Here is a 23879-nt window from a genome sequence, read left to right as displayed (position 1 = left end):
AAGCCCCTTTCGTCGTCTGCCGTCCGTCCTGTAGGCAGCTCCGGCAGACGCTTGTTTACAGGGTGGGCTGCTCGCTTTGGTAAAGCCGGCGAAATCGGTCGAGGTCGGCGGTAAATTGCGGGGTGAGCCGGAGGTCGTACTGAGCAACATATTCGGCAGCCATCCGGTGGGTGTTGAAGATCGGGACATTGAGGTGCAGATTGGCCAATGCGCGTGCAAGAAAGTCCTGAGGACGATGGTAGAACGTCTCCAGAACAGAGGGCAGGAGATCGTAAAAGGCCCCGGCGTCCTCGGTGTACAACAAGGCGTCTGGGGCTTCGCTCAGGTCGGCGTCGTTGACCGGACCTTCAAAGCCAAATTTCCATCCGGTCTGCCCCCCATGATACCCTTCAACCCACCAGCCGTCCATGATGCTGATGTTGGGCACGCCGTTCATGGCGGCCTTCATGCCGCTGGTGCCGCTCGCCTCAAGCGGCCGTTTGGGGCTGTTGAGCCAAGCGTGGACGCCGGCCACCATCAGCTTGGCGACGCGCATGTCGTATCCAGGGATGAAAATCAGTTTGCCGAGCCCCTTGCTCCGGGTGTAGAGTTCTTCCTGGTTGTCGAGAATGAGCTTGAGGACGTATTTTCCTGGCTCGTCGGCGGGGTGCGCCTTGCCGGCGAACAGAAAATTGACCGACCAGTTGTTTGCAATCAGGATGTCGGCCAGGCGACCGATGTCGTCAAAGATGAGATCCGCCCGCTTGTAGGTGGAAAAACGGCGCGCGAAGCCAAGCGTGAACGTGCCGGGCTTGAGCCATTCGGATTCCGGCAGGCTGGAGAGGTGATTAGGCGGGTCGATCCAGGTTTCGACCATCTGTTCGCGATGATTTTTGAGCATGGCGTTGACATGCTCGATCAACAGCCGGTTGTCCTGGTTCCAGGCCTGCTGAAGAAGCTCGCCAAGCAGCGGCAGGTCCTGATCGGCGATGGCGGCAAAACAACTGGGATCGTTACGCCAGTTGCACAGAGACGGAATCCGGTTGAAACAGTCCTTGCGGTTGTCGCTGATCCAGGTCAGATGGTGGACGCCGTTGGTGATGGCCTTTATTTTGTGTGCAAAGGCGGGGAACTGCTTTTTGGTGACGTCGCGGTGCAGGCGGCTGACGCTGTTGATGGCCCGGTTGATTCGCATGGCCATGGCGGTGAAGTTGTACTCGTGACTGACTTCCTCGTCATGGGCGAGCAGGTCGAGGATCCGCTGGAAGGCTTTATGGCTGATGCCCGAATACAGGTCGCGTGAAAAACGGTCGTGTCCCGCTTTGACCGGGGTGTGGATGGTGTACACAATCGTGCGGGAAACCTGTTTGGCTGCGGCGAGAATGTCGGCGTCGGTCACCGCGTCGGGAAACGCTTCGCCCAACTTGTCCTGGAGTTCCTGCAGGATCAGGTGCAGGGTCACCGTCACCCCATGCTGTTCGTTGAGGTGAATCGTCGCCGCGTTCAGCCCAAGGGTTTCCAGCAAAGGGAGAATGGCGGAGCCGAGCATGCGGCGCTGGTTGGCTTTGATGATGGTGGACTTGGCGTTGTACAGCTGATGCGCCGATTCCATGACCCAGGCCGGCGCTTCGGGCAGGCTGTAGTCGAGGAGAAACTCTGGCACAAAATAGTCGAGCTGGTCGGCTATTTCCATTTTCATCCAGACGTGGGCCTTGATCATCGTCGGCTTGTGTTGCCCGTTGTGGAAAGGAATGTCGATGGTCAGGGCGCGATCCGGATGGTGAGGATCTTTGAGCTGGAAGAGGGTGGGGGTGCTCTCCGGCGTCCAGCGAGTGGCGTGGTCGATTTGGCCAATTTTGGAATCGACGATCTGCGAGAAATATCCCTCACGGTAAAGCAGGCTGACGGCCAGCGCCGGGACATGGAGGTCGGCAAAACTTTTCAGCGTGTCGCCGGCCAGAACGCCGAGACCGCCGCTGTAGTTGGGAATTTTCCGCGGTCCATGGAGGTATTTGGCGAGAAGCGCCTGCAGGTGCGGCTTGACGCTGGAGGGCTCTCCTCCCTCTTCAAGCAAATCTTTGACGGGATGGAAAACGTCTGGGTCCGCGCCTATTTCCATGGAAACATAGGCAACGGCGTTGCCGTCGGGAGTGGTCAATTGGTTCCACACCGCATCGAAAACCTGTTGTGGAACCCCAAAAAAGGTTCCAAAAAGATTGGTGCAGACAAGGGCTTCAGGCGAGGTGCGTGCGGCGAAGTGATCAGAATTCATGAAATTAATACTTTTTCCCAGTAACGGCAGCAGAAAACGACGGCATGTAAAGAAAGAAATGAGTTTAGAAGGGCTCCTAATCTTTTGCAAGGATTTTTATTTTTCGGGAAAAATATTGTTGTATTTCTTAGTCGGTGAAGTAAATTGTACCTACGTGTATTTTGTTTAAATTTCACTTGTATGGGAGGGAGAAATGAGCAGTAAGAAAATGTTGTATTTGGCCACGTTAATGGTGCTTGTCTTTGGCTTGAGCCTGACTGGTTGCAGCAAGAAAGCAACGGATACCGCGTCGCAGACGTCGGGTTCCACCGATGGGGCCGGATCAACAGAATCTCTGGAGACGGCAGACTCCGGGATCATGGAAGGGCGGACATCCGGGCCAATGGTGCCGGTATATTTTGAGTTCGACAGCTCCAGTGTTACTGGCGAGCAGGTGCAGCGGATAGAAACCAATGCCGACTTCATCAAAAAGAATTCAGACGTCAAAATCAGGATTGAAGGCAACTGCGATCCCCGGGGAACGCAGGAGTACAACTTGGCGCTCGGCGAGCGTCGCGCGCAGGCCGCCAAAACCTATCTTGTGCGTCTTGGCGTGGGTGCCGATCAGTTGACAACCGTCAGCTTTGGCGAGGAAAAACTGCTGTTGTTTGGCCACGATGAAATTTCCTGGGCACAGAATCGGCGGGACGACTTCGTTATTGTAAAATAATATGTTGTTTTGAGTGGTTATTGACCGGGTACGGGCCTCTGCCCTACCCGGTTTTGTATTTCGTCTTCCCGGCTTCCTTGCACTCGGGCGAGTGACGGATGTCGAAAACGAAGGAAACCTTTGTGGAGTCACAACAGTGAATAATGTAAAAAAAGCAGTTGGTTGCATTGGCGGCCTGTTGATCGCGGCGGTTCTTCTCCTCAACAGCCAGGTCATGGCGGCTGAAACCAAGATCGGCGTCATTGATATGAAGCAGGTTCTTTCCACTTCCACGGCGGGTAAAAGAGCGCAAGACCTCATTGAACAAAAAATGAAGACGCTCCAGGCCTCGTTTAAGAATGACGAGACGGCGCTGGTCAACTTGCAAAAAGAAATCGAGAAAAAAGGTTCGGCCTGGAGCGACAGCGTCAAACAGGAAAAGGCTATTGAATTTCAGAAAAAACGTCGTGACCTTGCTGAGAAGCAGGAGACCGCCAATCAAGAATTGAAAAAACTGCGCGAGCAGCATGTCAATCCGATCCTCAAGAAACTTGAGGAAATCGTTGACAAGGTTGCTACGGACGGCGGTTATTCCGCAGTGTTGCCGCGCAACGTGGTGCTTTTTGCCGCTGATTCGATCGACATTTCGGACAAGGTGGTCGCTGAGTTGAACAAGGCAATGAAATAAAAGCCGACAACCATCGCATCATACGATCATGTCCACACAGGTGCTCCTGGACGCCGTGTCGCGTTTCTCCAAGGCAAGGGTCTTGGTTATTGGCGACGTCATCGTTGATCATTTCCTCTGGGGAACGGCCACGCGCATTTCTCCGGAGGCCCCTGTGCCGGTTGTCAATGTGCAACGCGAAGACCTTCTGCTGGGCGGAAGCGCCAACGTCTTGAGAAACATCGTCACCTTGGGCGGCGGCGGCGCCTTGTGCGGCATGATCGGCAATGACCCCATGGGGCGAAAAACGGTTTCCTTGGTTGAGGAATTGGGCGTGTCGACCGAAGGACTGGTCGTCGGCCAGCGACCGACAACCGTCAAAACCCGGGTCGTGGCCCAAGGACAGCAGGTCGTCCGGTTTGATCGGGAGCAGACCGGCCCCCCTTCCAGGCACTCGCTGGACGCCTTGTTGTGCTATATCGAGGCCCATGTTCACACCTTTGATGCGGTGATGGTTTCCGATTACGCCAAGGGCGTGGTCAGCGAACAACTCATGATCAGGCTGCATCAACTGCTGCATGCGGTCCGCAGCCGGGAAAAGCGGCCCCTGCCGCTTATTGTTGACCCCAAGCCCTCAAATTTTCACTGTTTTGTTGGGGCCACCGTTATTACTCCCAACCACCATGAAGCGATGCAGATGTCTGGCATGCGCATTGACGACCAGCGGAGCCTGCTGGCGGCGGCGCGTCAGATTCGCGACGACATTGGCTGCGACGCCGTGCTGATCACCAGGGGGGAGGCCGGAATGGCCCTGCTCCAGGGCGACGACGACTTGGTCACCATTCCGACCATGGCCAAAGAGGTGTACGACGTCACCGGCGCGGGCGACACCGTCGCCGCCACCTTGGCCCTGGGGCTTGCCGCCGGGTGCTCGATGGGGGAGGCCGCTGTGCTTGCGAACCACGCCGCCGGCATAGTGGTCGGCAAGATCGGCACGGCCTGCGTGTCTGCCGCCGAACTGCAAGACGCGCTCATCAAGGGCGACGCCTAGCGCTGATTGTGTTCATTTTTCTTGCGGGTTTCACCCGCACGGTTTCTCACAGCAAAGGATAAGGAATGCGACCACGAAGTATGACGGGATTTGGCCGGGGCGAAGCTTCTGACGGAGGGCGCACCTGGGTTGCCGAAGTCCGGACAGTCAACCATCGGTTTCTCGATCAGCGGGTGATTCTGCCCCGACTCTTTGCGGCGCTGGAGGAACCGGTGAAAAAGAAGGTCGCCGCCGCACTTGATCGTGGGCGCGTCGACATTACGTTCAGCCTGCAAGGCGTTTCAACGGTCGAACCGCAACTGGTGGTCAACGAGAGCGTCGCCCGTCAGTACCATCGATGCTTGCGGCAGTTGATCGCCGACTTTGAACTCGATGCCGAAGTCACCTTAAAAGACATGTTGACCCTCCGCGACGTTGTCAGCCTTGAGGAGCAACGTCCGGACGTGGACGCCGAATGGCAATTGATCGCTGGCGCCTTGGACGCCGCCCTGAAGGACTGCGACGTCATGCGGGAGAAAGAGGGGCACGCGTTGCAGCAGGATCTCCTCGGCAGACTGGCGAAATTTGAAGCGATTGTTGGCCGGATAGAAGCGCGCATTCCCGAGCTGCAACAGCAGCGGCAGGCGGATCTCAGGCTCAGGGTGGGCAAATTGTTGGAAGGGCTTGATCTTGATCCCATCCGTTTGGCGCAAGAGACCGCGATTATGGCCGACAAAAGCGACGTGACCGAGGAAATCACGCGGCTCGGTAGCCACATGGGCCAGTTCCGTTCCTTTCTGGCCAGCGACGAACCGGTCGGGCGTCGGCTCGATTTCCTGCTGCAGGAATTTCTGCGGGAGGTCAACACGCTCTCTTCGAAAATATCCAATGCCGGCATCGCGCACTTGGGCGTCGAGATGAAAAATGAAATCGAAAAATTGCGCGAACAGGTGCAGAACATCGAATAGCGCATCCCGTCGATTAATCTTTTCATCCCCCTTTTTCCTCTTCTACCCCAGGCAGCTCACACCTATGGACAGCAGGTTAGTCAACGTCGGATTTGGCAACGCGGTGAAGGCTCAGCGGATTCTGGCCGTGGTCAATCCGGGCTCCTCGCCGATTCGCAAATTAAAGGACGACGCCCGGTTGGAAAAGAAACTGATCGACGTCACCGAAGGCCGGCGCACGCGGGCAATCATTCTGCTTGATTCCGGCCATTTGGTGCTTTCTTCGGTGCAGCCTGAAACCATCAGCCAGCGCTTGCTGGCCTTGGATCAGGATCAGAAAAATCCCACCCACCTGCTCGCAAAAAGCAAACCGGAGGAAGGCGATGCATAACGGCATGCTGCTCGTTCTGTCCGCGCCCTCAGGGTGCGGCAAGACCACCATTGTCCAACGGGTGATGGCGGATCTGCCGAACCTCGTCTTTTCCGTCTCGCACACCACCCGAGCGCCTCGGTCCGGCGAAGCCGACGGCGTCCACTACCATTTTGCCGACCAGACGGCTTTTCGCGCCATCCGCGACCAACAGCCTACCGGCTTTCTCGAATGGGCGGAGGTGCACGGCAATCTGTACGGCACCAGCCTGGCGGAGGTGGAAGCGCGCCTGCAGGCCGGTTGCGACGTGCTGCTCGACATTGATGTGCAGGGCGCGGCCCAGGTCCGCCAACGGAGCACTCCGGTGACTGTCTTTATCGCGCCGCCCTCCTTGCCGGTGTTGGAACAGCGGTTGCGCGGTCGGGGAACAGAGGACGAGGCGACTATTGCCAAGCGGCTCAACAACGCCCGCAAAGAACTGGCCAGCGCCGGCGCCTATGACTATCTGATTGTTAACGACCAGTTGGACGAGGCCGTGGAAAGTCTGCGCAGCATCATTATTGCCGAACGCAGTCGCCGGCGGCGCACTGTCAACGGTCAACCCATGCACTGGGGCGTCTGATGGAAAGGAAGAAAGGAGCGGAGCCGGCACACAAAACGACCTTCGCGGCGGAAGATGAGCCATCCGACGACCTGCTTTGGGGCATCAATGCGGTATGGGAAGCCTTGCAGCAGGATGCCGGCGGCGGCATCAGCGAAATTTTTATCCAGCAGGGCAAAGGGGGGCCGCGACTGCAACAGATAATCGATCTGGGCAAGGAGCGTGCCATTCCGGTACGGTTCGTTGACGCCGCCCGGATGCGCGTACCCCGGCATTGTCGGCATCAGGGCGTGGTGGCGCGGCACTCGGAAGCCCGACTGCTTCCCCTGGATCTCCTCCTGGACGGCGTTGCGGCGGACGAGTCAACCAAAGCGCCGCGAATCCTGGCGTTGGATTCCATTCAGGATCCGCGCAATCTGGGTTCGATTCTTCGTTCCGCGCTAGCTGCCGGCTTTTCCCGGGTGATCATGACCAAAGACCGCAGCGTGCCGGTCACCGGCACCGTGGCCCGCACCTCGGCCGGCGCAGTGGCCCATCTGCAACTGTGTCAGGTGGTGAACCTGACTGACACGCTCAACACCTTAAAGGAACGAGGATTCTGGATTTTTGGGGCGGTGGCCGAGGCTGACGCGGCCACGATTTACAGCACCGATTTTTCCGGGCCAATTTGTCTGGTGATCGGCAGCGAAGGCAAGGGCATCCGGCCGCTGGTGCGCAAGCAGTGCGACGTGCTGGTCACCATCCCGATGCAGGGTTCGTTCAACTCGCTCAACGCCTCGGTGGCCGCCGCCGTCGTCATGTTTGAAATCGCCCGACGATCCATCTGATCCCGGCGCGTCTTGCTTCCCTGGTTGGTCAAGGCGGCCTGCGCCGCCCTGACCAACACCTGTTTTACCGCTTTTTCTTTATCTGCGATTTCAACAAATCCCCGAACGTGCCCATGGATGAGGATTCCTTGCTCACCGGCGGCGGCGTGTACGGTTCCCGATCCGATTGCTCCTTGGCGACGTAATCCTCCGGCGCCAGGGCGATGCGTTTTTGCGCGGCGTCGATGGATTCGATTTTTATGGTCAATTCCTGGCCAGCCTCCAATACCTCGCGGGGGTGATGGATCCGGCGGCCGGCGCCCAGCTTGGAGATGTGGAGCAGACCGTCTATGCCCGGCTCCAGGGTGACAAAAGCCCCAAAATCGGCCAGCCGCGACACCGTGCCCTGATGCACTGAGCCCACTGGGTAGGCGGTCTGCACTTTGTCCCAGGGGTTTTCCGTGGTTTCCCGCAGGCTGAGCGAAATTCGGTCCCGGTCCCAATCCAACCGTTTGATGATCACCTCCACCTGCTGACCGCGACTGAGGACGTCTTCCACCTTGTCGGTTTGGCCCCAGGCCAGTTCCGAAATGGGGATGAGTCCGTCGACGCCGCCGATGTCGACAAAGGCGCCAAAATCACGCAGGGAGGTGACCACGCCGCTGACCTGCATGCCCTCGGTGAGACGGGCCTTCAAGTCCTCGCGCTCCTGCAGTCGTTGTTCTTCCTGGATGGCCCGCGCCGAAAGGATGATGTTTTTGCCTTGGCTGCCGAATTCGATGATTTTAAAGGCAAAGGTTTTGTCGATGTAGTCGTCGGCGTTTTCCACCTTGCGCAGGTCCATCTGCGAATAGGGGCAAAAACCGCGCTGTCCGGCGACGGTGACGGAAAATCCGCCCTTGACCTCAGCCGTGACTTTGCCCTCAACTGGAATCCCGGCCTGAAAGGCCTCCTCCAGTTCGCGGGAACTGGTCTGTCCCGAGCCGAGCCGGGTGGTGAACACCATCTCGCCGCCGCGCGCCGCCTGAAAGAACACCTTGACGCAATCGCCGACGGCAACGGTCAACTCGCCGGATTCGTTGCGCAGTTCCGAGGCGTTGACAATGCCCTCGCTCTTGCCGCCGACATCAAGAAAAATGTTCTCGCCGCTGACGCCCACGACGGTGGCTTCCACCCGGTTGCCCGGTTGAAGGGTTTTGCGGGCTACGGTTTTGGCCTGGAAAAGCTCTGCAAAGGTTTCGTCACTCATGATTCTCTACTGTTTCGGTAAGAATTAACCGGCGAAAACCGAGTGTTTTCTTTGCCGGCGCTGCAATCGCATCCGTGTGGATCGATCAATCGTCTAACAACAATTTGGCCCCCACTTCCAGGCGCCGGACAAGGCCGGCTTCAAGGTCAAGTAGGGCAAAAGCGGGCGCGACGTCCTTGCCGAGAAGGTCGCCGGGGTTGAGCAGCAGGCATTTTCCCAGACGCTCAACATGGTAGATGTGGTCATGGCCGCAACAGACCAGCGCGTAATTGCCGGAAAGCGCCAGCTCCCGCGCCAACTCCGGGTAATGAACAAAGGCGATGCGGCAGGAATCGACGCTCACCGTTCCATGGCAGCCATGGTGCAGGAGGTTGTCGAAGGTTGTGCCGCATCGTGCGGCTATAAGATGCTGATCTCCGGCGTTGTTGCCGTAAATGAGATGCACCGGCCCGTTAAAGGCGTGCAGATAGGGCAGCATGAAAGGGGAGATCAGGTCGCCGCAGTGAATCAGCAGGTCGGCCCTTTCCTGGTTGGCCCGAATGACGGCGCGACGCAGGTTGGGGATGTGGTCGTGACTATCAGATAAAACGGCGATGCGCATGGGTATTGCGGAAACGTTGGCTGGAGTGGTTGCCTTTGTCTGAGGCCGCAGGCGTGGCGGCGCAACAGGCCCTCGGTCTGACCTGCTCTTCTTTACCCCGGTTGCCGGTTTGCGGCAATCCCTTTTCCAAGGGCGCCGGAGGCGCGCCCAGCCGGGAATGGCGTTTATTGACGGATGGTTTCGGTTCCAGGCGCGAGGTCAAGTCGCAGCAGAGATTGGGTCTTCTGGGCGTCGCCGGCCCGCAAGGCGTTGAATTGCATCCTGGTGAAGGTAAGTTCGGTCAGCGCCCCGAAGTGGTCTTCCATCAACAAACGGTGCAGGGTGCGGTCCTGCCCCAGCCAGAGCTGAACCCGTTTGACCTGGGGATGGGGTTGGCGCGGCGTGAGCAGCACCGCGTTATATCCTGCCGGAGGTTCGTTGAGCAGAAACAGCGGATCCGCCTCTGACGCCGTAAACTCGTCAAGCAGGCTTCTGGTTCCGGTGAAGAGGGCATAGGTGATGTCGGACTCCACGTCCTGCACCGGCGAGACGATCAATTGTTTGTCCTGGGGGGTGTAGATGGACACCTCCTTGCCGTCGTTGATGATGGTTTGCACGGTCGGCTCGCTATAGTTCCAGCGCATCACCCCTGACCCTTTTGACCCCGTCGCGACAGGGCGGTAAAAAATGGCGTTGCCGCCGCCCAGTTTGGTTCGGCCGCCGGTCTGGGTCGCCTGGGAAAAATCAAATTCAAGGCTGCGCAACTGTTGGTATTTTTGCTGTACCTGGGTCACCGTCGCCGCCGGACCGGAGGCGCTTGGTTCTGGAGCGGCGGCGTGGCCGGAAGCGGGTGCGAGCAGCAGGATCAGGGCGGCAAGGAGGCGGAAGGCGCTAGACATCAGTTTTCTCCAAAAGGACGGTTCTGCCAAAGATATTTTCGGCCAAGGCATGCACCGGGGAGGGAATGTCGGAGACAAAAAAACGACTGGGCTCGCCCGGCGCATAGAGCTCGCTGCGGAGGCGCGCGTCGTTGTCGAGCATGGTTTTGAGGTGCAGGGCCACTTCAACCGACGAGTCGATGATCTGCACCTTGCGGCCAATGCGCGGTCCAATGGTTTTCTTCAGCAGCGGGTAGTGGGTGCAGCCCAAAATGAGGGTGTCGATCTGCTTGTCGCGCAAAGGGCGCAGATAGCGTTTGACGATCATTTTGGTTTCACGTTGTTCCAGCCAGCCTTCTTCAACCAGCGGCACCAGCAGGGGGCAGGCCTGACTGTAGACCTTGCAGCCAGGGCGGGCGTCCTGGAGGCGCTGCTCATAGAGGCCTGAGTTGATGGTGGCGCGGGTGCCGATGACGCCGATTCGTCCGGTTGCGCTGACGCTTGCCGCCTTAGCGACTGCGGGGAAAATAACATCGACGATGGCCTGGCTGTAGTGGTTGCGCAAAAACACCGAGGCCGCGCTTGCCGCCGAATTGCAGGCGATAACAATCAGTTTGGCTCCCTGTCGAAGCAGGAAGTCGGTGTTGCGGTGCGAGTACTCGGTAATCATGGCCGGGCTTTTGGAGCCGTAAGGCGTTCGGGCCAGATCGCCGAGGTAGACCAGGGGAAAGCCTGGGCAGAGTTGTTCAATGGCGCGGGCGACGGTCATGCCGCCGACGCCGGAATCAAAGATGCCGATCATCGTGAGTTGTTTGTCGGTTGATGGTGAAGAACGGGATCAAGGCGCGCAAGCGTGGAGCCTGCTGTCGGTGCTGCGGAGAAACGGCGTCCCTGGCGCGGAGGCGACCGGTGGTAAGCGCATGCCGCCCGAGCGTTGTTCAAGTGAGCGCCAAGGGCAGCGGCAATCCGGAGATTGCCGCTGCCCTTGGCCATGGAACAAAAAACGAAGAGCGCGACGTTATTTCTTTTTGTTGACGTCCTTGGTCCGCATCTCTATTGCTTTGCGCAGATTGTCCGGCAAACCTCGCTCTTTGCCCGATTGCGAACGTTTTTCAGACAGCGCTTTGGCGCAGAGCGGCTGCCGAGCGGAAAAACCATGTTTTTTTCGGTATTCCTTGGAGTTGAGGTTGTGCGATTTGAGATGTTTGGGGGAGAGCATCTTGAACTCCTGCCCACATTCCAAACAGATGATTTTGTTCTTTTGAATTGATTTTTTGGGATCTATAACAGGATTGGTCTCCTCCGGTTCGGCTTCAACGCCAACGGCCTCGGAGTCCTGAAGTGTTTTAAGGGTTTGAAATGTATCGTTAAGAGCCGCCTTTATTTCTTCAGTGGACATCTGCTTGCTGCTGATTTGGGACTGGATGATCTCGGCGGTCATTTCAACGAGAGATTTACTCATTGGTTTCTCCTGCGTATTAAGTTTGGATGAGTACAGGTCGCTTCTGGTTGCGATAAGCGTAATGATAGAGCATGGAGGGCGTCAACGCAATTGTTTTGTTAAGATGCAGTGGGAATAATGGATCTACAAGCAGGTTCGGCGCGGTCCTTGTTGATCGATCAGGGGCGCATGATTGAAGAATGCCGGTTGTAAGCGGTTTTTATTGAGAAACCAAGATGATGAATGGTGATCCTGTAAGGCCGGCGAGAAGAGGGATTATTTCTGATGGGGAGTTGACAGGGGGGGCGGGAAACATTATCTTTGCCCTGTTTGAAGTTTCGGTCTCGTCTTAACCTTAATATAGAGAGTTGTGAGGTGGCGCCATGCCTGTGTATGAGTATGAATGCAGTGGATGCAAAAAAGTCTTTGAAGTTCAACAGCGTATCGCCGATGCGCCCCTCTCGGTCTGCCCTGGGTGCGGCGGCGAGGTGCGCAAGCTGATTTCCATGAGTTCCTTTCAGCTCAAGGGCGGCGGCTGGTACAACGACGGATACAGCGGATGCGCCAGCGGCAAGACCGCCGCGGGGAGCGGAACGGCCAGCGCGGACAGCGGCGGGGCCTCTTGCCCGAGCGGCGGCGGTTGCTGCAATTGTCCGGCCGCCACCTGATCGCTTGCTCCTTGGCGCGTGCAAACCCGGCCCTGTGCCGGGTTTTTTATTTTCGAGGCTCCGAAGTGCGGGCTTGTTGATTTTGGCGCGGGATCACCGCTTGGTGATGATGGCCATGGCGTCGCCATAGGAAAAGAAGCGGTAGGAGGCGTTGATCGCTTCCTGGTAGGCGTCGAGAATTCGCTCCCTGCCGGCAAGGGCGGACACCAGAAAGAGCAACGAAGATTTGGGCAGATGAAAGTTGGTGATCAGATTGTCGATCACCCGAAATTGAAAGCCGGGGTAGATGAACAGGTCGCAGTCCCCGCTTCCCGGTTGCACGCGGCCCTGCTCGTCGACGGCAAATTCCAGGGTGCGCGCCGTGGTGGTGCCCACGGCCCAGATCCTGCCGCCGGCTGCTTTGGTTTGATTGATTTTTTCCGCGGTTTCCTTTGAGACTTCCACCTGCTCCCGATGGATGCGGTGGTCGCGGATGTCTTCAGCCCGAACCGGCGCAAAGGTGCCGTAGCCGACGTGCAGCACGACGCTGGCGATGTCCACGCCCTTGGCCCGGATCTCCGCCAGCAGCGCGTCGCTGAAGTGCAGGCCGGCGGTGGGGGCGGCCACCGATCCGGTTTGGCGGGCATAACGGGTCTGGTAGCGGTGCAGATCTTCGCCGGAGTTGCCGTCCGGCCGGCTGATGTAGGGCGGCAGCGGCATCCGGCCGTGCGCCTCGAGCAGCGCCTCCAGCGACTGCTCGCCGTCCGGTTTGTACTGAAGGGTCACCTCGGCCTTGCCGTCAGCGGCCAGCGCGTCAACCCGGGCTCGAAGTTGCGCGCCAAACAGCAGCAGGCTGCCAATTTTGGGGCGTTTGGAACTCTTGATCAGCGCCGTCGCCGTTGCCTCCCGCCAGGGGACGGAAGGGTCGAGCATGGCGGCTGTGGGCTGGGGAAAATTGAGCAGAAACAGTTCCGCTTTGCCGCCGGTCTGTTTGGCGCCCAGCAGGCGGGCCGGAAAAACGCGGGTGGTGTTGACGACCAGCAGGTCCGAGGGCCTGAGGTAGTCGAGGATATCGGCAAACCGGCGGTGGGCAAGATCCGGAGCATTGGAGTCAAGCACCAACAGGCGGGAGGCGTCGCGTTCGGGCGCCGGGAACTGGGCTATGCGGTCCGGCGGCAGGTCGTAATCATAGGCCGCCAACCGGTGATGAAAGTCAATCATGGGAAATAAAACAGGGCAATAAACAAGGGGTGATTTTCTTGCAAAGCTCGACAACCTACTTTACATTGCCGGAAAAGTCTTGGTCAATTCACCCCGCGTCGCAAGAAAGCATGGCATGATTGACACTCCCGGTTCAACCGTGCGCCGTTGCAATCGCCGTCCGCGTCATGCGCTCTCCACAGGATAGGTCACTCAACGCCCCATGTTCCTCGTCGCTGCTGCAACCGCTTTTGAGATGGACGCCTTTCTCCGCGCGTGTCCGCCGGAGGTTCCCTTCCTCTCGCTGATCACCGGCGTCGGGCCGGTCGAGGCGGCGGTGCGCTTGACTGCGTTTGTGGCTCTATCAGCCGTGCGCGTTCAAGGCGTGGTTAATTTCGGGGTCGCGGGCGCTTATTGTCGGGAAAACGGCGGCGCCGATCTGCTTGACCTGTGCCTGGCGGAACGCGAGATCCTTGGCGATCTGGGCGTCTGCCATGGGGAAGAGATCGAGCTGCTGCGGGGCGCTTCGCTTGAAATTGTCGACGCCTTTGAGCTGGACCGCAACCTGCTGGCCAGGGCGGCGGCGGTGTTGACCAGCAGCTCCGTTCCCTTTCACTGCGGCCCGTTTGTCACCGTCAGCTGCGTCAGCGGCTCCCGCCGGCGGGGCGCGCTCTTGGCGCAAACCCACCGGGCTCTTTGCGAAAACATGGAGGGCGCCGCCGCCGCCCGGGTCTGTCAACAGTTTGCCCTGCCGCTGCTCGAACTGCGGTGCATCTCCAACCTGGTCGAAGACCGCAATCTGCACAGCTGGCGATTGCGCGAAGCCTGCGCTCGGTGCGGCGAGGTCGCGGCCGCTGTGGTCAAAGGATTGTCGCATGGCTGATATCGTGCTCTCCCTCGGATATTCCCCCTGTCCCAACGACACCTACATCTTCAACGGTCTGGCCCACGGCCGGACGCCGATGGCCGGGGCGCGTTTTTCCGCGCCGTTGCTCGAGGATGTGGAAACTCTCAACGACTGGGCGCTGCAGGGGCGGTTGGACGTGACCAAGCTCTCCTTCCACGCCCTGGGGCATGTGCTGGACCGGTACGCCCTGCTCCGCGCCGGCGCCGCCCTGGGCCGGGGCTGCGGTCCCTTGCTGATCACCGGTTCCGGCGACAAACCGGTTGACATGGCTGATTGGCGGATTGCCGTGCCCGGCGCCTACACCACGGCGGCCTTGCTGCTGCGGCTCTACCAGCCGGCCTGCGCCAACCTGACGGTGCTGCGCTTTGACCGGATCATGGCGGCGATTGCCAGCGGCGAGGTCGACGCCGGCGTGATCATCCACGAAAGTAGGTTTACCTATCAACAGTTGGGGTTGGAGTGCGTCCAGGATCTGGGGCTGTGGTGGGAGCAAACCACCGGCCTGCCGATTCCGCTGGGCTGCATCGCCGCCCGCAAAACCCTGTCGGAGCCCCTGCGTGCTGCAATCGAGGCGGCCATTGCGGCCAGCATCCGCTGGGCCGACGCCCATCCGGCCGAGGGCTGGAGTTATATCCGGGAGCATGCCCAGGAGATGGAGCCGGAGGTGATCAACAGCCACATTGGGTTGTATGTGAACCATTACTCCAGGGATCTGGGCGAAGAAGGGCTGCATGCGGTGCGCGAGTTGCTGCGGCGCGGTGCGGAGGCCGGGCTTTTTCCCAGGATCCCGGACCCGATATGAGGTTGGGACGCCCGGAGGAAGTTTCGGTGTGGGGCTGCGTGCTGATTGGCGGCCGGAGTCGCCGCATGGGCGCGCCCAAACATCTGCTCCAACAGGATGGCCAGACCTGGATTGAACGGACCGCAACCATCCTGGGGCGCAAGGTCGAACAGGTGGTGATCGCCGGCGCCGGAGACCTGCCCGCATCACTTGCCCAGGCGCTGCGGGTGGACGACGCGCCGGAGCTTGCCGGCCCGCTTGCCGGCATTCTTGCCGCCTTCCGCGCCTACCCCCAGGTTTCCTGGCTGGTGGCGGCCTGCGATCTGCCGGATATGGAGGAAGAGGCCCTGCAATGGCTGCTGGATTGCAGGCGGCCCGGGGTGGCGGCGATTATGCCGGAACTGGCGGGCGACGGCCGGATCGAGCCCTTGCTGGCCTACTACGATCAGTCCTGTCGGCGGTTGCTGGAAGAGTTGGCCGCCGGCGGGCATCGGCGGATGAGCCGGTTGCAGGCGGCGGGCGGGGTGTGGACGCCGCGGCCGCCTCAGCATCTGCAGTCTTCGTGGCGCAACGTCAATACCCCCGAGGATCTGGCCGACGCGCCCGCGACCTCGGGCAATCCAATCGAAGGATAAGGGCACAAGGAGCGGCATGGAGCAGATTCTGGCAACCGTTGTCCAGCGCGACCCCGAGCAGCGCGAATTTCATCAGGCGGTCGGCGAATTCCTCGCCACCCTCGCGCCGGTGCTGGAACGTCGTCCGGAATACCGCCGGCAGGCGCTGCTCGAGCGGTTGGTCGAGCCGGAGCGAATGATCCTGTTTCGCGTTCCCTGGATGGACGACCAGGGTGCGGTCCACGTCAATCGCGGCTATCGGGTGGAGATGAGTTCCGCCATTGGCCCCTACAAGGGCGGCCTGCGCTTTCATTCCACCGTCAATCTCTCGATTATCAAATTCCTTGCCTTTGAACAGGTGTTCAAAAACAGCCTGACCACCCTGCCCCTGGGCGGCGGCAAGGGCGGCGCGGATTTTGACCCCAGGGGTCGTTCCGACGCCGAGGTCATGCGGTTCTGTCAGGCCTTCATGGCCGAGCTGTTCCGCCATATCGGCGAGGACACCGACGTGCCGGCCGGCGACGTCGGCGTGGGCGCGCGCGAGATCGGCTATCTGTTTGGGATGTATAAAAAACTGCGGAACAAATTCACCGGGGCGCTCACCGGCAAGGGGTTGGCCTGGGGCGGCAGCCTGATTCGGCCCGAGGCCACCGGCTACGGCGTGGTCTACTTTGCCGCCGAAATGCTGGCCACCCGGGGTGAAACCCTGGCAGGCAAACGCTGTTTGGTTTCAGGATCGGGCAACGTCGCCCAGTTCACGGTGGAGAAGATTCTCCAGATGGGCGGCAAGGCCCTGACCATGTCCGATTCCTGTGGCTATGTGTACGACGAGGCCGGCATTGACGCGGCCAAGCTGGACTGCGTCAAGGCGATCAAAAATATCCGTCGCGGTCGTCTCCAGGAATACTGCCAATATTTTCCCGACGCCGTGTATGTTCCGGTTGATCCGGCCAGCGACTCGAACCCGCTGTGGCGGCATTCGGCGGATTGCGCCCTGCCGGGCGCCACGCATAACGAAATCAACGGCCTCGACGCCCAGCATCTGGTCGACGGCGGAGTGCGGCTGATCTGTGAGGGCGCCAATATGCCCTCGACACCCGAAGCCATTGCAGTTTTTCGCGGCAACAACGTCCTGTTCGGTCCGGCCAAGGCCGCCAATGCCGGCGGCGTGGCGGTTTCCGGGTTGGAGATGGCCCAGGATTCGATGCGGCTCAGCTGGTCGCGCGACGAGGTGGACGCCCGCCTGCGCGCTATTATTCACGGCATCCATCACACCTGCCTGGACGCCGCCGCTGCCTATGGTCAGGAGGGTGATTACCTCGCCGGGGCGAACATCGCCGGATTTGTCAAGGTGGCCAGCGCCGTGCTCGATCAGGGGTTGGTGTAGCCGTGGGAGGCGCGCAATGATCGAGAAAGAGGCCGCTCGCGGCGTGCTGCCGCCCGGCCTTGCCGAGGAATTGGAGCGGTTTTTTGTCAACGCCGCCGCCGAGTGTCCTTATGGAATATCGACCACGGCCGTGTACCACCAGGCGGCGCTGGGGCGGATGAGCGACGTGACCATGGGCGAATTTCTCGCCGCCGGGTATCGGCGCAACGGCAACTGCATGTACAACATGCGCTGTCCAGGGTGCAGCCTGTGCGTGCCGATCCGACTGCGGCCGGAGCGCTTTCGGCCCAACCGCAATCAGCGGCGGGTGTGGCAAAAGAACCAGGACGTGGCGGTGGAGATCGCGCCCCTGACCATGTCCCGGGAGAATCTGGCCTTGTTGCAGCGCTTTCTCTCCACCCGTTTTCCCGAGGGGCGCAGCGACGCGGAAAGCTATTATTCCGGGTTTTTCATCACCAGCATCAGTCGCTGTTTTGAGATCCGCTATCGGGTGGGCGAGCAGTTGCTCGGGGTGGCGGTGGTCGACGGCGCGCCCAACTGGTTGAACGCGGTTTATTTTTTCTTTGATCCGGAACAGGGCTGGCGCAGCCCGGGCACCTTGAACATCCTCACCCTCAACCACATCTGCCTCACCCGCCAGATCGATCTCCTCTATCTCGGCTACTGGATCGACGGGCATGCCGGCATGAGCTACAAGAACGCCTTTCGGCCGCATGAGCTGTTGCTTGAGGGAAGTTGGCGGGAACAGGGCTGATCAGCACGAACAGGACGGGAGCGACGGGCGGGCAGCGCCGCCGACTGGCTGCGCAGGGATTGTCGTGAAAAAAAAAGCCGGAATCGAACTGAGTCGATTCCGGCGTTTTTTGTGGAGCGGGCGGCTACTCTTTTTCCTTCCAGTCCGGCCGCAGGTAGAGCTCGGTCAGTTGCTTGCGCGCCACCGAGGACGGGGCGTCGGTCAGCGGACAGGCGGCCTTCTGGGTTTTGGGGAAGGCGATGACGTCGCGGATCGAGGAAGAGCCGGTGAGCAGCATCATCAACCGGTCAACCCCAAAGGCGATGCCGCCGTGGGGCGGGGCACCGAGTTCCAGGGCGCGGAGGAGGAAGCCGAATTTTTCCTGGGCCTCCTGGGCTTCGATGCCCAATGCATGGAAAACTTTCTTTTGCATGGCCGGACTGTGGATGCGGATGGAGCCGCCGCCGATCTCGTTGCCGTTGAGCACCAGATCGTAGGCCCGGCTTTTGACCGCGCCGGGATCGGTCTCGAGCAAATCGAGCTGATCCTCGTTGGGCGCGGTAAAGGGATGGTGGACTGCGGTGTAGCGTTTCTGTTCCTCGTCGTACTCGAGCAGCGGAAAATCGGTGACCCAGAGGAAGTTGAAGTCGCCTTCCTTGACCAGGTTCAACCGCCGCGCCAGTTCCAGGCGCAATTCCGAGAGCACCTGATGCACCACCTTGCTCTTGTCGGCGCCGAACAGAATCAGGTCGCCGGGTTGCGCGTCGAGGGCCTCGGCCATGGCCTTAATCTCGTCTTCATTGAAGAATTTGGTGATCGGCGACTGCCACTCGTCGTCCTTGATCTTGATCCAGGCCATGCCGCGGGCGCCGAAACGGCCGGCATAGTCGGTGAGGTCGTCGAGATCCTTGCGGGAAAAACCGCCGCAGCCCTTGGCGTTGATTGCCTTGACCACGCCGCCTTTGTCGATGACGGTGTTGAACACCTTGAAGCCGCAGCCGCGCAGGGCGTCGGTGAGGTCAACCAGTTCCAGACCAAAACGGCTGTCGGGTCGGTCGGTGCCGAAGCGGCCGATGGCCTCATCGTAGGTCATGCGATGAAAGGGCGGTTGCAGCTCAACGTTCCGGGCGGCTTTGAACAGGGTTTTGATCATACCCTCGACAATGGCGATGATCTCGTCTTCGGTGATGAAGCTCAGCTCCATATCGATCTGGGTGAACTCGGGCTGACGGTCGGCGCGCAGATCTTCGTCGCGGAAACATTTGACGATCTGGTAGTAGCGGTCCATGCCCGCCACCATCAAAATCTGCTTGAACAGTTGCGGCGACTGGGGCAGGGCAAAAAATTTGCCGGCGTGGACCCGGCTCGGCACCAGATAGTCCCGCGCCCCTTCCGGGGTGGAGCGGGTCAGCATCGGGGTTTCGATTTCAAGAAACTGATGGTCGTTGAGATAAGAACGCACGGTTTGCAGGGCCTGGTGGCGGAGAATGAGGTTCTTGGCGATCTCCGGGCGGCGCAGGTCGAGGTAGCGGTACTGCAGGCGCAGGGTGTCGGAAACCTCGATGTCCTCGTCGAGCGGGAAGGGCGGGGTTTCGCTGGTGTTGAGGATGCGCAGCTCGTCGACCAGAATCTCGATGGCGCCGGTGGCCAGTTTGGGGTTTGCCATGTCACCCGGCCGTTTGACCACCCGACCGCGCACCGCGATCACCCACTCGCTGCGCAGCTGGTGCGCCTTGGCGTGGACCTCGGGATTGATCTCCGGGTTGAACACCACCTGGGTGATGCCCCAGCGGTCGCGCAGGTCGATGAAGATAACCCCGCCGTGGTCGCGGCGGCGGAGCACCCAACCCATGAGGATGATTTCCTGGTCTAGGGCGTCAATCCCCAGGTCGTTGCATGTATGTGTGCGCCGGAGCGCTCCCATTGATTCCATAACTGTTCTCCAAAAATGAGCGGACCCGCCCGCAGGCGAATCCGGAAAATGCGGCGGAAAAGAGGCCGGGCGCGTGGTCAGTTGGTTGTCGGCTGCACCAGCCCGAGCAGGCGCAGGCTCTGTTGCTCGGGCGTGCCGCCGAGGTCAAAGGGCTGCTGTTCCTGGGTGGCCATGTTTCTGAGGATGCCTTGCTGCCGGTCCCACTCGTCGTCGCCGACTATCAGGGTGAAGCGGGCGTTGACCCGCCCCGCCTGCTTGAGCTGCGCCTTCAGGCCCCGACCGCTGTAGTCAATCGCCGCCCTGAGTCCCTGTTTGCGCAGCAGATGGGCCAGCTGGCCGCAGGGCGCAAGCGTTTTGTCGCCGAGCGCGGCCAGAAAAATGTCCATTGAATCGCCGGGCTGCGGCTTGTCGCTTTGCTGCTCCATCAACAGGGCAATCCGTTCTAGGCCCATGGCAAAGCCAATTCCGGACAGGGCTGGGCCGCCGAGCTGTTCGATCAGGCCGTCGTAGCGCCCGCCCGCGCCTACCGCCGCCTGCGCCCCCAGATCGGAGGTGAGGAACTCAAAGGTGGTGCGGGTGTAGTAATCAAGGCCGCGTACCATGAACGGATTGATTTTAAAGGCGATGTCAAGCGATTGCAGCGCCTCCTGGACCTCGCGGAAGTGGCGGTTGCAGTCGGGGCAGAGGGCGTCGAGCAGGGAAGGTGCGTTTTCCACCAGCGCCCGACAGGTCGGTTTTTTGCAGTCAAGCACCCGCAGGGGGTTGGTGTGGGTGCGGCGCTTGCAGTCCTCACACAAGCCTTCGTGACGCTGTTCGAGAAAGGCGACCAGTCCTGCCTTGAAAGGCGGACGGCACACCGGGCAGCCGAGCGAATTGATCTCCAGGCTGACCGCAAGGCCGAGTTCGTCGAGCAGCATCTGGCCCATGGCGATCAGTTCCGCGTCGACGCGCGCCTCGACTGCGCCGATGATCTCGGCGTCCAGCTGATGAAACTGGCGCAGACGGCCCTTTTGCGGCCGTTCGTGGCGGAACATGGGGCCAATGGTGTAGAGCCGCTGGACCGGTTGCTGCACATGCAGGCCGTGTTCGATAAAGGCCCGCATAATCGAGGCGGTGGCCTCCGGCCGCATGGTCTGTCCCTTGTCGACAAAGGTGTACATCTCTTTTTCCACCACGTCGGTGGCTTCGCCGATGGAGCGAACAAAAAGTTCGGTCTTTTCCATGATCGGCAGGCGGATCTCGCGCATGCCGAAACGTTCGAAAATATCGCGCGCCCGTTGCTCTATGTGCCGCCAGCGGACCGCAGTGTCCGGGAGGATGTCTTTAAAGCCGTTAATAGCTTGAATCTTCAATGAAAACTCCAGTGTGGATCGTTGGCTGCGCCGGATGCCTGCCGGCGTCGCCGTCAACGATGATAAAAAACAAGAAATGTACTCGTAAAACGGGTGAAAAGTCAAGCCGATGTGGCTGCATTATGGTAGAATGCGACATGACTCCTTTTTTTGTCGCGATCCCCGGTCTCAGGCGGACTGCCGGGCTTGACAAACGGAAGCGATCTCGGCATTCTTTCGTGCTCCGCCGTAGGCGTTTTCAGGACCGAGAGGGGTCTTTTTTTATACAATTTATCTCAAGCAAAACCGATCACGAGGTGTGAATGAAACTGCCAGAATTAAAAATAGGCTCATTTATTGCGAAAATCCCCATTATCCAGGGCGGCATGTCCATCCGCGTGTCAACCTCCGCCTTGGCCATTCCTGTGGCGGAATGCGGCGGCATCGGCACCATCGGCGGCTCCGGGATTCCGGTGCCCGAGTTGCAGGAGGACATTCGCAAGGCCAAGAACGCCACCAAGGGCGTGATTGCCGTCAACATCATGTATGCGATGAAGGATTTTTACGAGCTGGTGATGGGTTCGATCGAGGCCGGGGCCGACATGATCATCACCGGCGCTGGGTTCTCTCGCGATATTTTTAAGATCGGTTCCAAATTTAATGTGCCGATCGTGTCAATCGTGTCTTCGCCGGGTCTGGCCAAGCTGGCTGAAAAACTCGGCGCCTCCGCTGTGATTGTCGAAGCCACTGAGGCTGGCGGTCATCTGGGCACTGAAACCCCGTTGCGCGAACTCTTCCCCACCATCCGCAAGGTGGTGTCGAAAATTCCCTTGATTGCCGCCGGCGGCATTACCAACGGCTTTGAAATGGCCGAGATGATGGACAAGTACGGCGCGGACGGCGTGCAGATCGCCTCCCGCTTTGTGTTGAGCAAAGAGTGTTCCGTCTCGGAGAATTTCAAGCAGGCCTACCTCGACGCCAAGGAGGAGGACATTGTCCTGGTTTCCTCGCCGGTGGGGCTGCCGGGTCGGGCGGTGAAGACGCCTTTTGTCGAAAAAATGCTCAACGGCGACGACATCTCCGCCGACAAGTGCCGTTTCAAGTGTCTCAAGAAATGCAGCTACAAATACTGCATCAGTGATCGGCTCACCGCCGCCCTGACAGGCGATGTGGAAAACGGTTTGGTCTTTTCCGGGGCCAACACCTTTAAAATGAACGAAATTCTGTCGGTGCAAGAAATCTTCGACCGCTTTGTCAAGGCGGCGGAATCGGTCTACAAAGAAAAGGCTGTGCAGTATTGATTGGCAAGAGGGAGGGTTTTTATGATCAGTTTTGACGCCTGTGCGGCACGCCCTTATGACGGTTGACCAGCAAACGCACACCCCGGATTCGGGAGAGGAAACGGCGGTTGCGGTCAGGGTGATCCCCGAGTCGGAGCACCCCATCCGCGAACACATGCTCGACCGGGAGGCTCTGAAGGTGCTGTATCGCCTGCGCGACGCCGGCTTTAAGGGCTATCTGGTCGGGGGCGGGGTGCGCGATCTCTATCTCGGCCGCACGCCCAAGGATTTTGACATCTCCACCGACGCCCGTCCCGGCCAGTTGCGGCAATTGTTCCGCAACAGCCGGACCATCGGGCGGAGGTTCCGTCTGGTCCAGGTCTTTTTTCGCGGCGACAAGATCGTTGAGGTCTCGACCCTGCGTTCAAGCAGCGAGTTTGACATTGACGGCAACGAGCAGATCCTGGCGTCGAACAACACCTTCGGCACCCTGGAAGAGGACGCGTTCCGCCGTGATTTGACGATCAACGCCCTCTTTTACGAGATCGAGCAGCACACCATCATCGATTACATCAACGGGGTTGAGGATCTTGACCGGCGGATCATCCGCATGGTCGGCGACCCGGATCGTCGATTCACCAGGGATCCGGTGCGGATGATGCGAGTGGTGCGGCATGCGGCCCGCACCGGCTTTGCCATTGAGGCGGAGACCTTCGCCGCCCTGCAGCGGCATCGGGAGAAACTGCATCTGTGCCCGCCTTCGCGGATTCGCGACGAGGTGTTGAAGGATCTGCAGTCCGGCGCGAGTCGGGCCTGGGCGGAACTCTGCATGAACTCGACCCTGTGGCCGGCCCTGTTTCCCTTGTACGATGAATGCATGCAGGGCGCCGAAGGGGAGGTGGTGCGCAAGGAGTTGCTGAACATCTTCGCCATTCTGGACCGTCTCCACGCCCGGAGCAACGGGGACGAGCCGGTGAAGGTGCCGGACTACCTGCTCCTGGCCACGCTCCTGCTGCCGTGGGCCTGCCGGCGGTTTCATTTGCCTGAAACCAATGTTCGCGGCGAGGGCTTTCATCAGTTGTCGCGCACCATCAGGGACGACGTTGACCACCACTTCGGGGAACCCTTCAACGTCCAGCGCATGGCCAAGGAATTCATGACCACCCTCTTGATCAATCTCTCGACCTTCCACCACGCCCGTGCCCAGGGTGGCGGCGATCCGAAGTGGTTGAAGAAAAAGAGCTACTACCGGGATTGTTCTCGATTTTTCGACATCTACCTAGAGTCCCAGGGCATCGCGGCGGTGCAGCCGGAACGGTTTGTGGTTGAACAACCGCCGGCTGCGGCTGGGGAAGAAGCGGCCCTGGCTCCGGTTCCGGAGCGGGGTGAGCGGCTTGAACGGCCGCAGCGAATTGAGCGCCCGGAGCGAATTGAACGACCAGAACGCCCGGAACTCGGCGGCGAATCCAAGCCCAGGGGGCGCGGAGGGGTGAATCCAGCGTTCAGCAGCGATCAGCACGGGGTGTTTGGCCTTCTTCGGCGGCCGCGCAAGTAGCCC

24 protein-coding genes are annotated in these 23879 nt (G+C 59.9%); 15 read left to right on the top strand and 9 right to left on the bottom strand.

The genetic code is table 11. The features are described 5' to 3' along the window. Positions 1 to 55: 55 nt before the first annotated feature. The gene (gene glgP, locus RCH93_RS17135) at positions 56 to 2251 is read right to left on the bottom strand and encodes an alpha-glucan family phosphorylase (protein WP_306549652.1); all 2196 of its coding nucleotides are present in this window, start codon (positions 2249 to 2251) and stop codon (positions 56 to 58) included. Positions 2252 to 2444: 193 nt separating this feature from the next. On the opposite strand from glgP, the gene pal reads away from it, so the two are divergent. The 7 genes from pal (at position 2445) to rlmB (ending at position 7381) form a co-directional block, all read left to right on the top strand. Beyond that, positions 2445 to 2960 carry a peptidoglycan-associated lipoprotein Pal gene (gene pal, locus RCH93_RS17130; protein ID WP_306549651.1) on the top strand — a complete coding sequence of 172 codons (516 nt, stop codon included), beginning with the start codon at positions 2445 to 2447 and terminating at the stop codon, positions 2958 to 2960. A 13-nt stretch (positions 2961 to 2973) separates the two neighbouring features. After that, the gene (locus RCH93_RS17125; RefSeq protein ID WP_306549650.1) at positions 2974 to 3627 is read left to right on the top strand and encodes an OmpH family outer membrane protein; all 654 of its coding nucleotides are present in this window, start codon (positions 2974 to 2976) and stop codon (positions 3625 to 3627) included. Positions 3628 to 3655: 28 nt separating this feature from the next. After that, positions 3656 to 4657 carry a D-glycero-beta-D-manno-heptose-7-phosphate kinase gene (gene rfaE1 / locus RCH93_RS17120; RefSeq protein ID WP_306549649.1) on the top strand — a complete coding sequence of 334 codons (1002 nt, stop codon included), beginning with the start codon at positions 3656 to 3658 and terminating at the stop codon, positions 4655 to 4657. Positions 4658 to 4722: 65 nt separating this feature from the next. Continuing rightward, a complete protein-coding gene (locus RCH93_RS17115; RefSeq protein ID WP_306549648.1) occupies positions 4723 to 5604 on the top strand; it encodes a YicC/YloC family endoribonuclease in 882 nt (293 codons plus the stop codon). Positions 5605 to 5668: 64 nt separating this feature from the next. Further along, positions 5669 to 5974: a DUF370 domain-containing protein gene (locus RCH93_RS17110; protein WP_306549647.1), complete on the top strand. Its 306-nt coding sequence runs from the start codon at positions 5669 to 5671 to the stop codon at positions 5972 to 5974. Next, positions 5967 to 6575, top strand: a complete 609-nt coding sequence (gene gmk, locus RCH93_RS17105; RefSeq protein ID WP_306549646.1) for a guanylate kinase — start codon at positions 5967 to 5969, stop codon at positions 6573 to 6575. Before RCH93_RS17110 ends, gmk begins: the two co-directional genes overlap by 8 nt. Then, positions 6575 to 7381 (top strand): 23S rRNA (guanosine(2251)-2'-O)-methyltransferase RlmB, encoded by an 807-nt coding sequence (rlmB, locus tag RCH93_RS17100; protein WP_306549645.1) that lies wholly within the window; start codon positions 6575 to 6577, stop codon positions 7379 to 7381. Before gmk ends, rlmB begins: the two co-directional genes overlap by 1 nt. Before the next feature lie 64 nt (positions 7382 to 7445). Here rlmB and rpsA read toward each other — a convergent pair whose 3' ends face one another. The 5 genes from rpsA to RCH93_RS17075 all read right to left on the bottom strand — a co-directional run bounded on the left by rpsA (position 7446) and on the right by RCH93_RS17075 (position 11529). Continuing rightward, positions 7446 to 8609 carry a 30S ribosomal protein S1 gene (gene rpsA, locus RCH93_RS17095; RefSeq protein ID WP_306549644.1) on the bottom strand — a complete coding sequence of 388 codons (1164 nt, stop codon included), beginning with the start codon at positions 8607 to 8609 and terminating at the stop codon, positions 7446 to 7448. Between the two features lie 85 nt (positions 8610 to 8694). Next, positions 8695 to 9210: a YfcE family phosphodiesterase gene (locus RCH93_RS17090; protein ID WP_306549643.1), complete on the bottom strand. Its 516-nt coding sequence runs from the start codon at positions 9208 to 9210 to the stop codon at positions 8695 to 8697. Between the two features lie 164 nt (positions 9211 to 9374). Beyond that, positions 9375 to 10088, bottom strand: coding sequence for an outer membrane lipoprotein carrier protein LolA (locus tag RCH93_RS17085; RefSeq protein WP_306549642.1), 714 nt, complete (start codon positions 10086 to 10088; stop codon positions 9375 to 9377). Continuing rightward, positions 10081 to 10869 carry a glutamate racemase gene (murI, locus tag RCH93_RS17080; RefSeq protein WP_306549641.1) on the bottom strand — a complete coding sequence of 263 codons (789 nt, stop codon included), beginning with the start codon at positions 10867 to 10869 and terminating at the stop codon, positions 10081 to 10083. Before murI ends, RCH93_RS17085 begins: the two co-directional genes overlap by 8 nt. Positions 10870 to 11085: 216 nt before the next feature. Then, on the bottom strand, positions 11086 to 11529 hold the full coding sequence (locus tag RCH93_RS17075) for a MucR family transcriptional regulator (RefSeq protein WP_306549640.1): 444 nt from the start codon (positions 11527 to 11529) through the stop codon (positions 11086 to 11088). A gap of 362 nt (positions 11530 to 11891) precedes the next feature. On the opposite strand from RCH93_RS17075, the gene RCH93_RS17070 reads away from it, so the two are divergent. Then, a complete protein-coding gene (locus tag RCH93_RS17070; RefSeq protein WP_306549639.1) occupies positions 11892 to 12176 on the top strand; it encodes a zinc ribbon domain-containing protein in 285 nt (94 codons plus the stop codon). Positions 12177 to 12269: 93 nt separating this feature from the next. On the opposite strand, the gene queA is transcribed toward RCH93_RS17070, so the two are convergent. Continuing rightward, entirely contained in the window at positions 12270 to 13376 is a 1107-nt protein-coding gene (queA, locus tag RCH93_RS17065) for a tRNA preQ1(34) S-adenosylmethionine ribosyltransferase-isomerase QueA (protein ID WP_306549638.1), read from the bottom strand. 202 nt (positions 13377 to 13578) lie between these two features. On the opposite strand from queA, the gene mqnB reads away from it, so the two are divergent. Genes mqnB through RCH93_RS17040 form a run of 5 tightly spaced genes read left to right on the top strand, consistent with a single transcriptional unit; the run spans position 13579 to position 17798 of the window. Further along, positions 13579 to 14238: a futalosine hydrolase gene (mqnB, locus tag RCH93_RS17060; RefSeq protein ID WP_306549637.1), complete on the top strand. Its 660-nt coding sequence runs from the start codon at positions 13579 to 13581 to the stop codon at positions 14236 to 14238. Continuing rightward, on the top strand, positions 14231 to 15064 hold the full coding sequence (locus tag RCH93_RS17055; protein ID WP_306549636.1) for a 1,4-dihydroxy-6-naphthoate synthase: 834 nt from the start codon (positions 14231 to 14233) through the stop codon (positions 15062 to 15064). Before mqnB ends, RCH93_RS17055 begins: the two co-directional genes overlap by 8 nt. Further along, positions 15061 to 15678, top strand: coding sequence for a molybdenum cofactor guanylyltransferase (locus RCH93_RS17050; RefSeq protein ID WP_306549635.1), 618 nt, complete (start codon positions 15061 to 15063; stop codon positions 15676 to 15678). The genes RCH93_RS17055 and RCH93_RS17050 overlap by 4 nt, the downstream gene beginning before the upstream one ends. A gap of 16 nt (positions 15679 to 15694) precedes the next feature. After that, entirely contained in the window at positions 15695 to 17044 is a 1350-nt protein-coding gene (gdhA, locus tag RCH93_RS17045) for an NADP-specific glutamate dehydrogenase (RefSeq protein WP_306549634.1), read from the top strand. Between the two features lie 16 nt (positions 17045 to 17060). Next, a complete protein-coding gene (locus RCH93_RS17040; RefSeq protein ID WP_306549633.1) occupies positions 17061 to 17798 on the top strand; it encodes an arginyltransferase in 738 nt (245 codons plus the stop codon). A gap of 124 nt (positions 17799 to 17922) precedes the next feature. Here RCH93_RS17040 and aspS read toward each other — a convergent pair whose 3' ends face one another. Both aspS and hisS read right to left on the bottom strand, forming a co-directional pair. Beyond that, complete coding sequence (gene aspS, locus RCH93_RS17035; protein WP_306549632.1) at positions 17923 to 19710, bottom strand: aspartate--tRNA ligase; 1788 nt, start codon at positions 19708 to 19710, stop codon at positions 17923 to 17925. A 77-nt stretch (positions 19711 to 19787) separates the two neighbouring features. Next, on the bottom strand, positions 19788 to 21062 hold the full coding sequence (gene hisS / locus RCH93_RS17030) for a histidine--tRNA ligase (protein ID WP_306549631.1): 1275 nt from the start codon (positions 21060 to 21062) through the stop codon (positions 19788 to 19790). A 302-nt stretch (positions 21063 to 21364) separates the two neighbouring features. Here hisS and RCH93_RS17025 point away from each other — a divergent pair, with 302 nt between their 5' ends. Both RCH93_RS17025 and pcnB read left to right on the top strand, forming a co-directional pair. Continuing rightward, positions 21365 to 22342 (top strand): nitronate monooxygenase family protein, encoded by a 978-nt coding sequence (locus RCH93_RS17025; RefSeq protein WP_306549630.1) that lies wholly within the window; start codon positions 21365 to 21367, stop codon positions 22340 to 22342. 55 nt (positions 22343 to 22397) lie between these two features. Continuing rightward, on the top strand, positions 22398 to 23876 hold the full coding sequence (gene pcnB, locus RCH93_RS17020) for a polynucleotide adenylyltransferase PcnB (protein WP_306549629.1): 1479 nt from the start codon (positions 22398 to 22400) through the stop codon (positions 23874 to 23876). Positions 23877 to 23879: the final 3 nt, after the last annotated feature.

This window comes from Desulfobulbus sp., from assembly GCF_030824455.1.
In the GTDB taxonomy this organism is placed as follows: Bacteria; Desulfobacterota; Desulfobulbia; order Desulfobulbales; family Desulfobulbaceae; genus Desulfobulbus.
This window is presented reverse-complemented; position numbering and strand designations above follow the sequence as displayed.

What these genes read in the sequence shown, in the direction of transcription:
- rpsA (WP_306549644.1), bottom strand. Translation starts at nt 8,609, where the DNA reads ATGAGTGACGAAACCTTTGCAGAGCTTTTCCAGGCCAAAACCGTAGCC.
- RCH93_RS17040 (WP_306549633.1), top strand. Translation starts at nt 17,061, where the DNA reads ATGATCGAGAAAGAGGCCGCTCGCGGCGTGCTGCCGCCCGGCCTTGCC.
- rlmB (WP_306549645.1), top strand. Translation starts at nt 6,575, where the DNA reads ATGGAAAGGAAGAAAGGAGCGGAGCCGGCACACAAAACGACCTTCGCG.
- pcnB (WP_306549629.1), top strand. Translation starts at nt 22,398, where the DNA reads ATGACGGTTGACCAGCAAACGCACACCCCGGATTCGGGAGAGGAAACG.
- RCH93_RS17050 (WP_306549635.1), top strand. Translation starts at nt 15,061, where the DNA reads ATGAGGTTGGGACGCCCGGAGGAAGTTTCGGTGTGGGGCTGCGTGCTG.
- rfaE1 (WP_306549649.1), top strand. Translation starts at nt 3,656, where the DNA reads ATGTCCACACAGGTGCTCCTGGACGCCGTGTCGCGTTTCTCCAAGGCA.
- pal (WP_306549651.1), top strand. Translation starts at nt 2,445, where the DNA reads ATGAGCAGTAAGAAAATGTTGTATTTGGCCACGTTAATGGTGCTTGTC.
- mqnB (WP_306549637.1), top strand. Translation starts at nt 13,579, where the DNA reads ATGTTCCTCGTCGCTGCTGCAACCGCTTTTGAGATGGACGCCTTTCTC.
- glgP (WP_306549652.1), bottom strand. Translation starts at nt 2,251, where the DNA reads ATGAATTCTGATCACTTCGCCGCACGCACCTCGCCTGAAGCCCTTGTC.
- RCH93_RS17055 (WP_306549636.1), top strand. Translation starts at nt 14,231, where the DNA reads ATGGCTGATATCGTGCTCTCCCTCGGATATTCCCCCTGTCCCAACGAC.
- RCH93_RS17085 (WP_306549642.1), bottom strand. Translation starts at nt 10,088, where the DNA reads ATGTCTAGCGCCTTCCGCCTCCTTGCCGCCCTGATCCTGCTGCTCGCA.
- gmk (WP_306549646.1), top strand. Translation starts at nt 5,967, where the DNA reads ATGCATAACGGCATGCTGCTCGTTCTGTCCGCGCCCTCAGGGTGCGGC.
- RCH93_RS17090 (WP_306549643.1), bottom strand. Translation starts at nt 9,210, where the DNA reads ATGCGCATCGCCGTTTTATCTGATAGTCACGACCACATCCCCAACCTG.
- murI (WP_306549641.1), bottom strand. Translation starts at nt 10,869, where the DNA reads ATGATCGGCATCTTTGATTCCGGCGTCGGCGGCATGACCGTCGCCCGC.
- gdhA (WP_306549634.1), top strand. Translation starts at nt 15,695, where the DNA reads ATGGAGCAGATTCTGGCAACCGTTGTCCAGCGCGACCCCGAGCAGCGC.
- RCH93_RS17025 (WP_306549630.1), top strand. Translation starts at nt 21,365, where the DNA reads ATGAAACTGCCAGAATTAAAAATAGGCTCATTTATTGCGAAAATCCCC.
- RCH93_RS17115 (WP_306549648.1), top strand. Translation starts at nt 4,723, where the DNA reads ATGCGACCACGAAGTATGACGGGATTTGGCCGGGGCGAAGCTTCTGAC.
- RCH93_RS17070 (WP_306549639.1), top strand. Translation starts at nt 11,892, where the DNA reads ATGCCTGTGTATGAGTATGAATGCAGTGGATGCAAAAAAGTCTTTGAA.
- aspS (WP_306549632.1), bottom strand. Translation starts at nt 19,710, where the DNA reads ATGGAATCAATGGGAGCGCTCCGGCGCACACATACATGCAACGACCTG.
- queA (WP_306549638.1), bottom strand. Translation starts at nt 13,376, where the DNA reads ATGATTGACTTTCATCACCGGTTGGCGGCCTATGATTACGACCTGCCG.
- RCH93_RS17110 (WP_306549647.1), top strand. Translation starts at nt 5,669, where the DNA reads ATGGACAGCAGGTTAGTCAACGTCGGATTTGGCAACGCGGTGAAGGCT.
- RCH93_RS17075 (WP_306549640.1), bottom strand. Translation starts at nt 11,529, where the DNA reads ATGAGTAAATCTCTCGTTGAAATGACCGCCGAGATCATCCAGTCCCAA.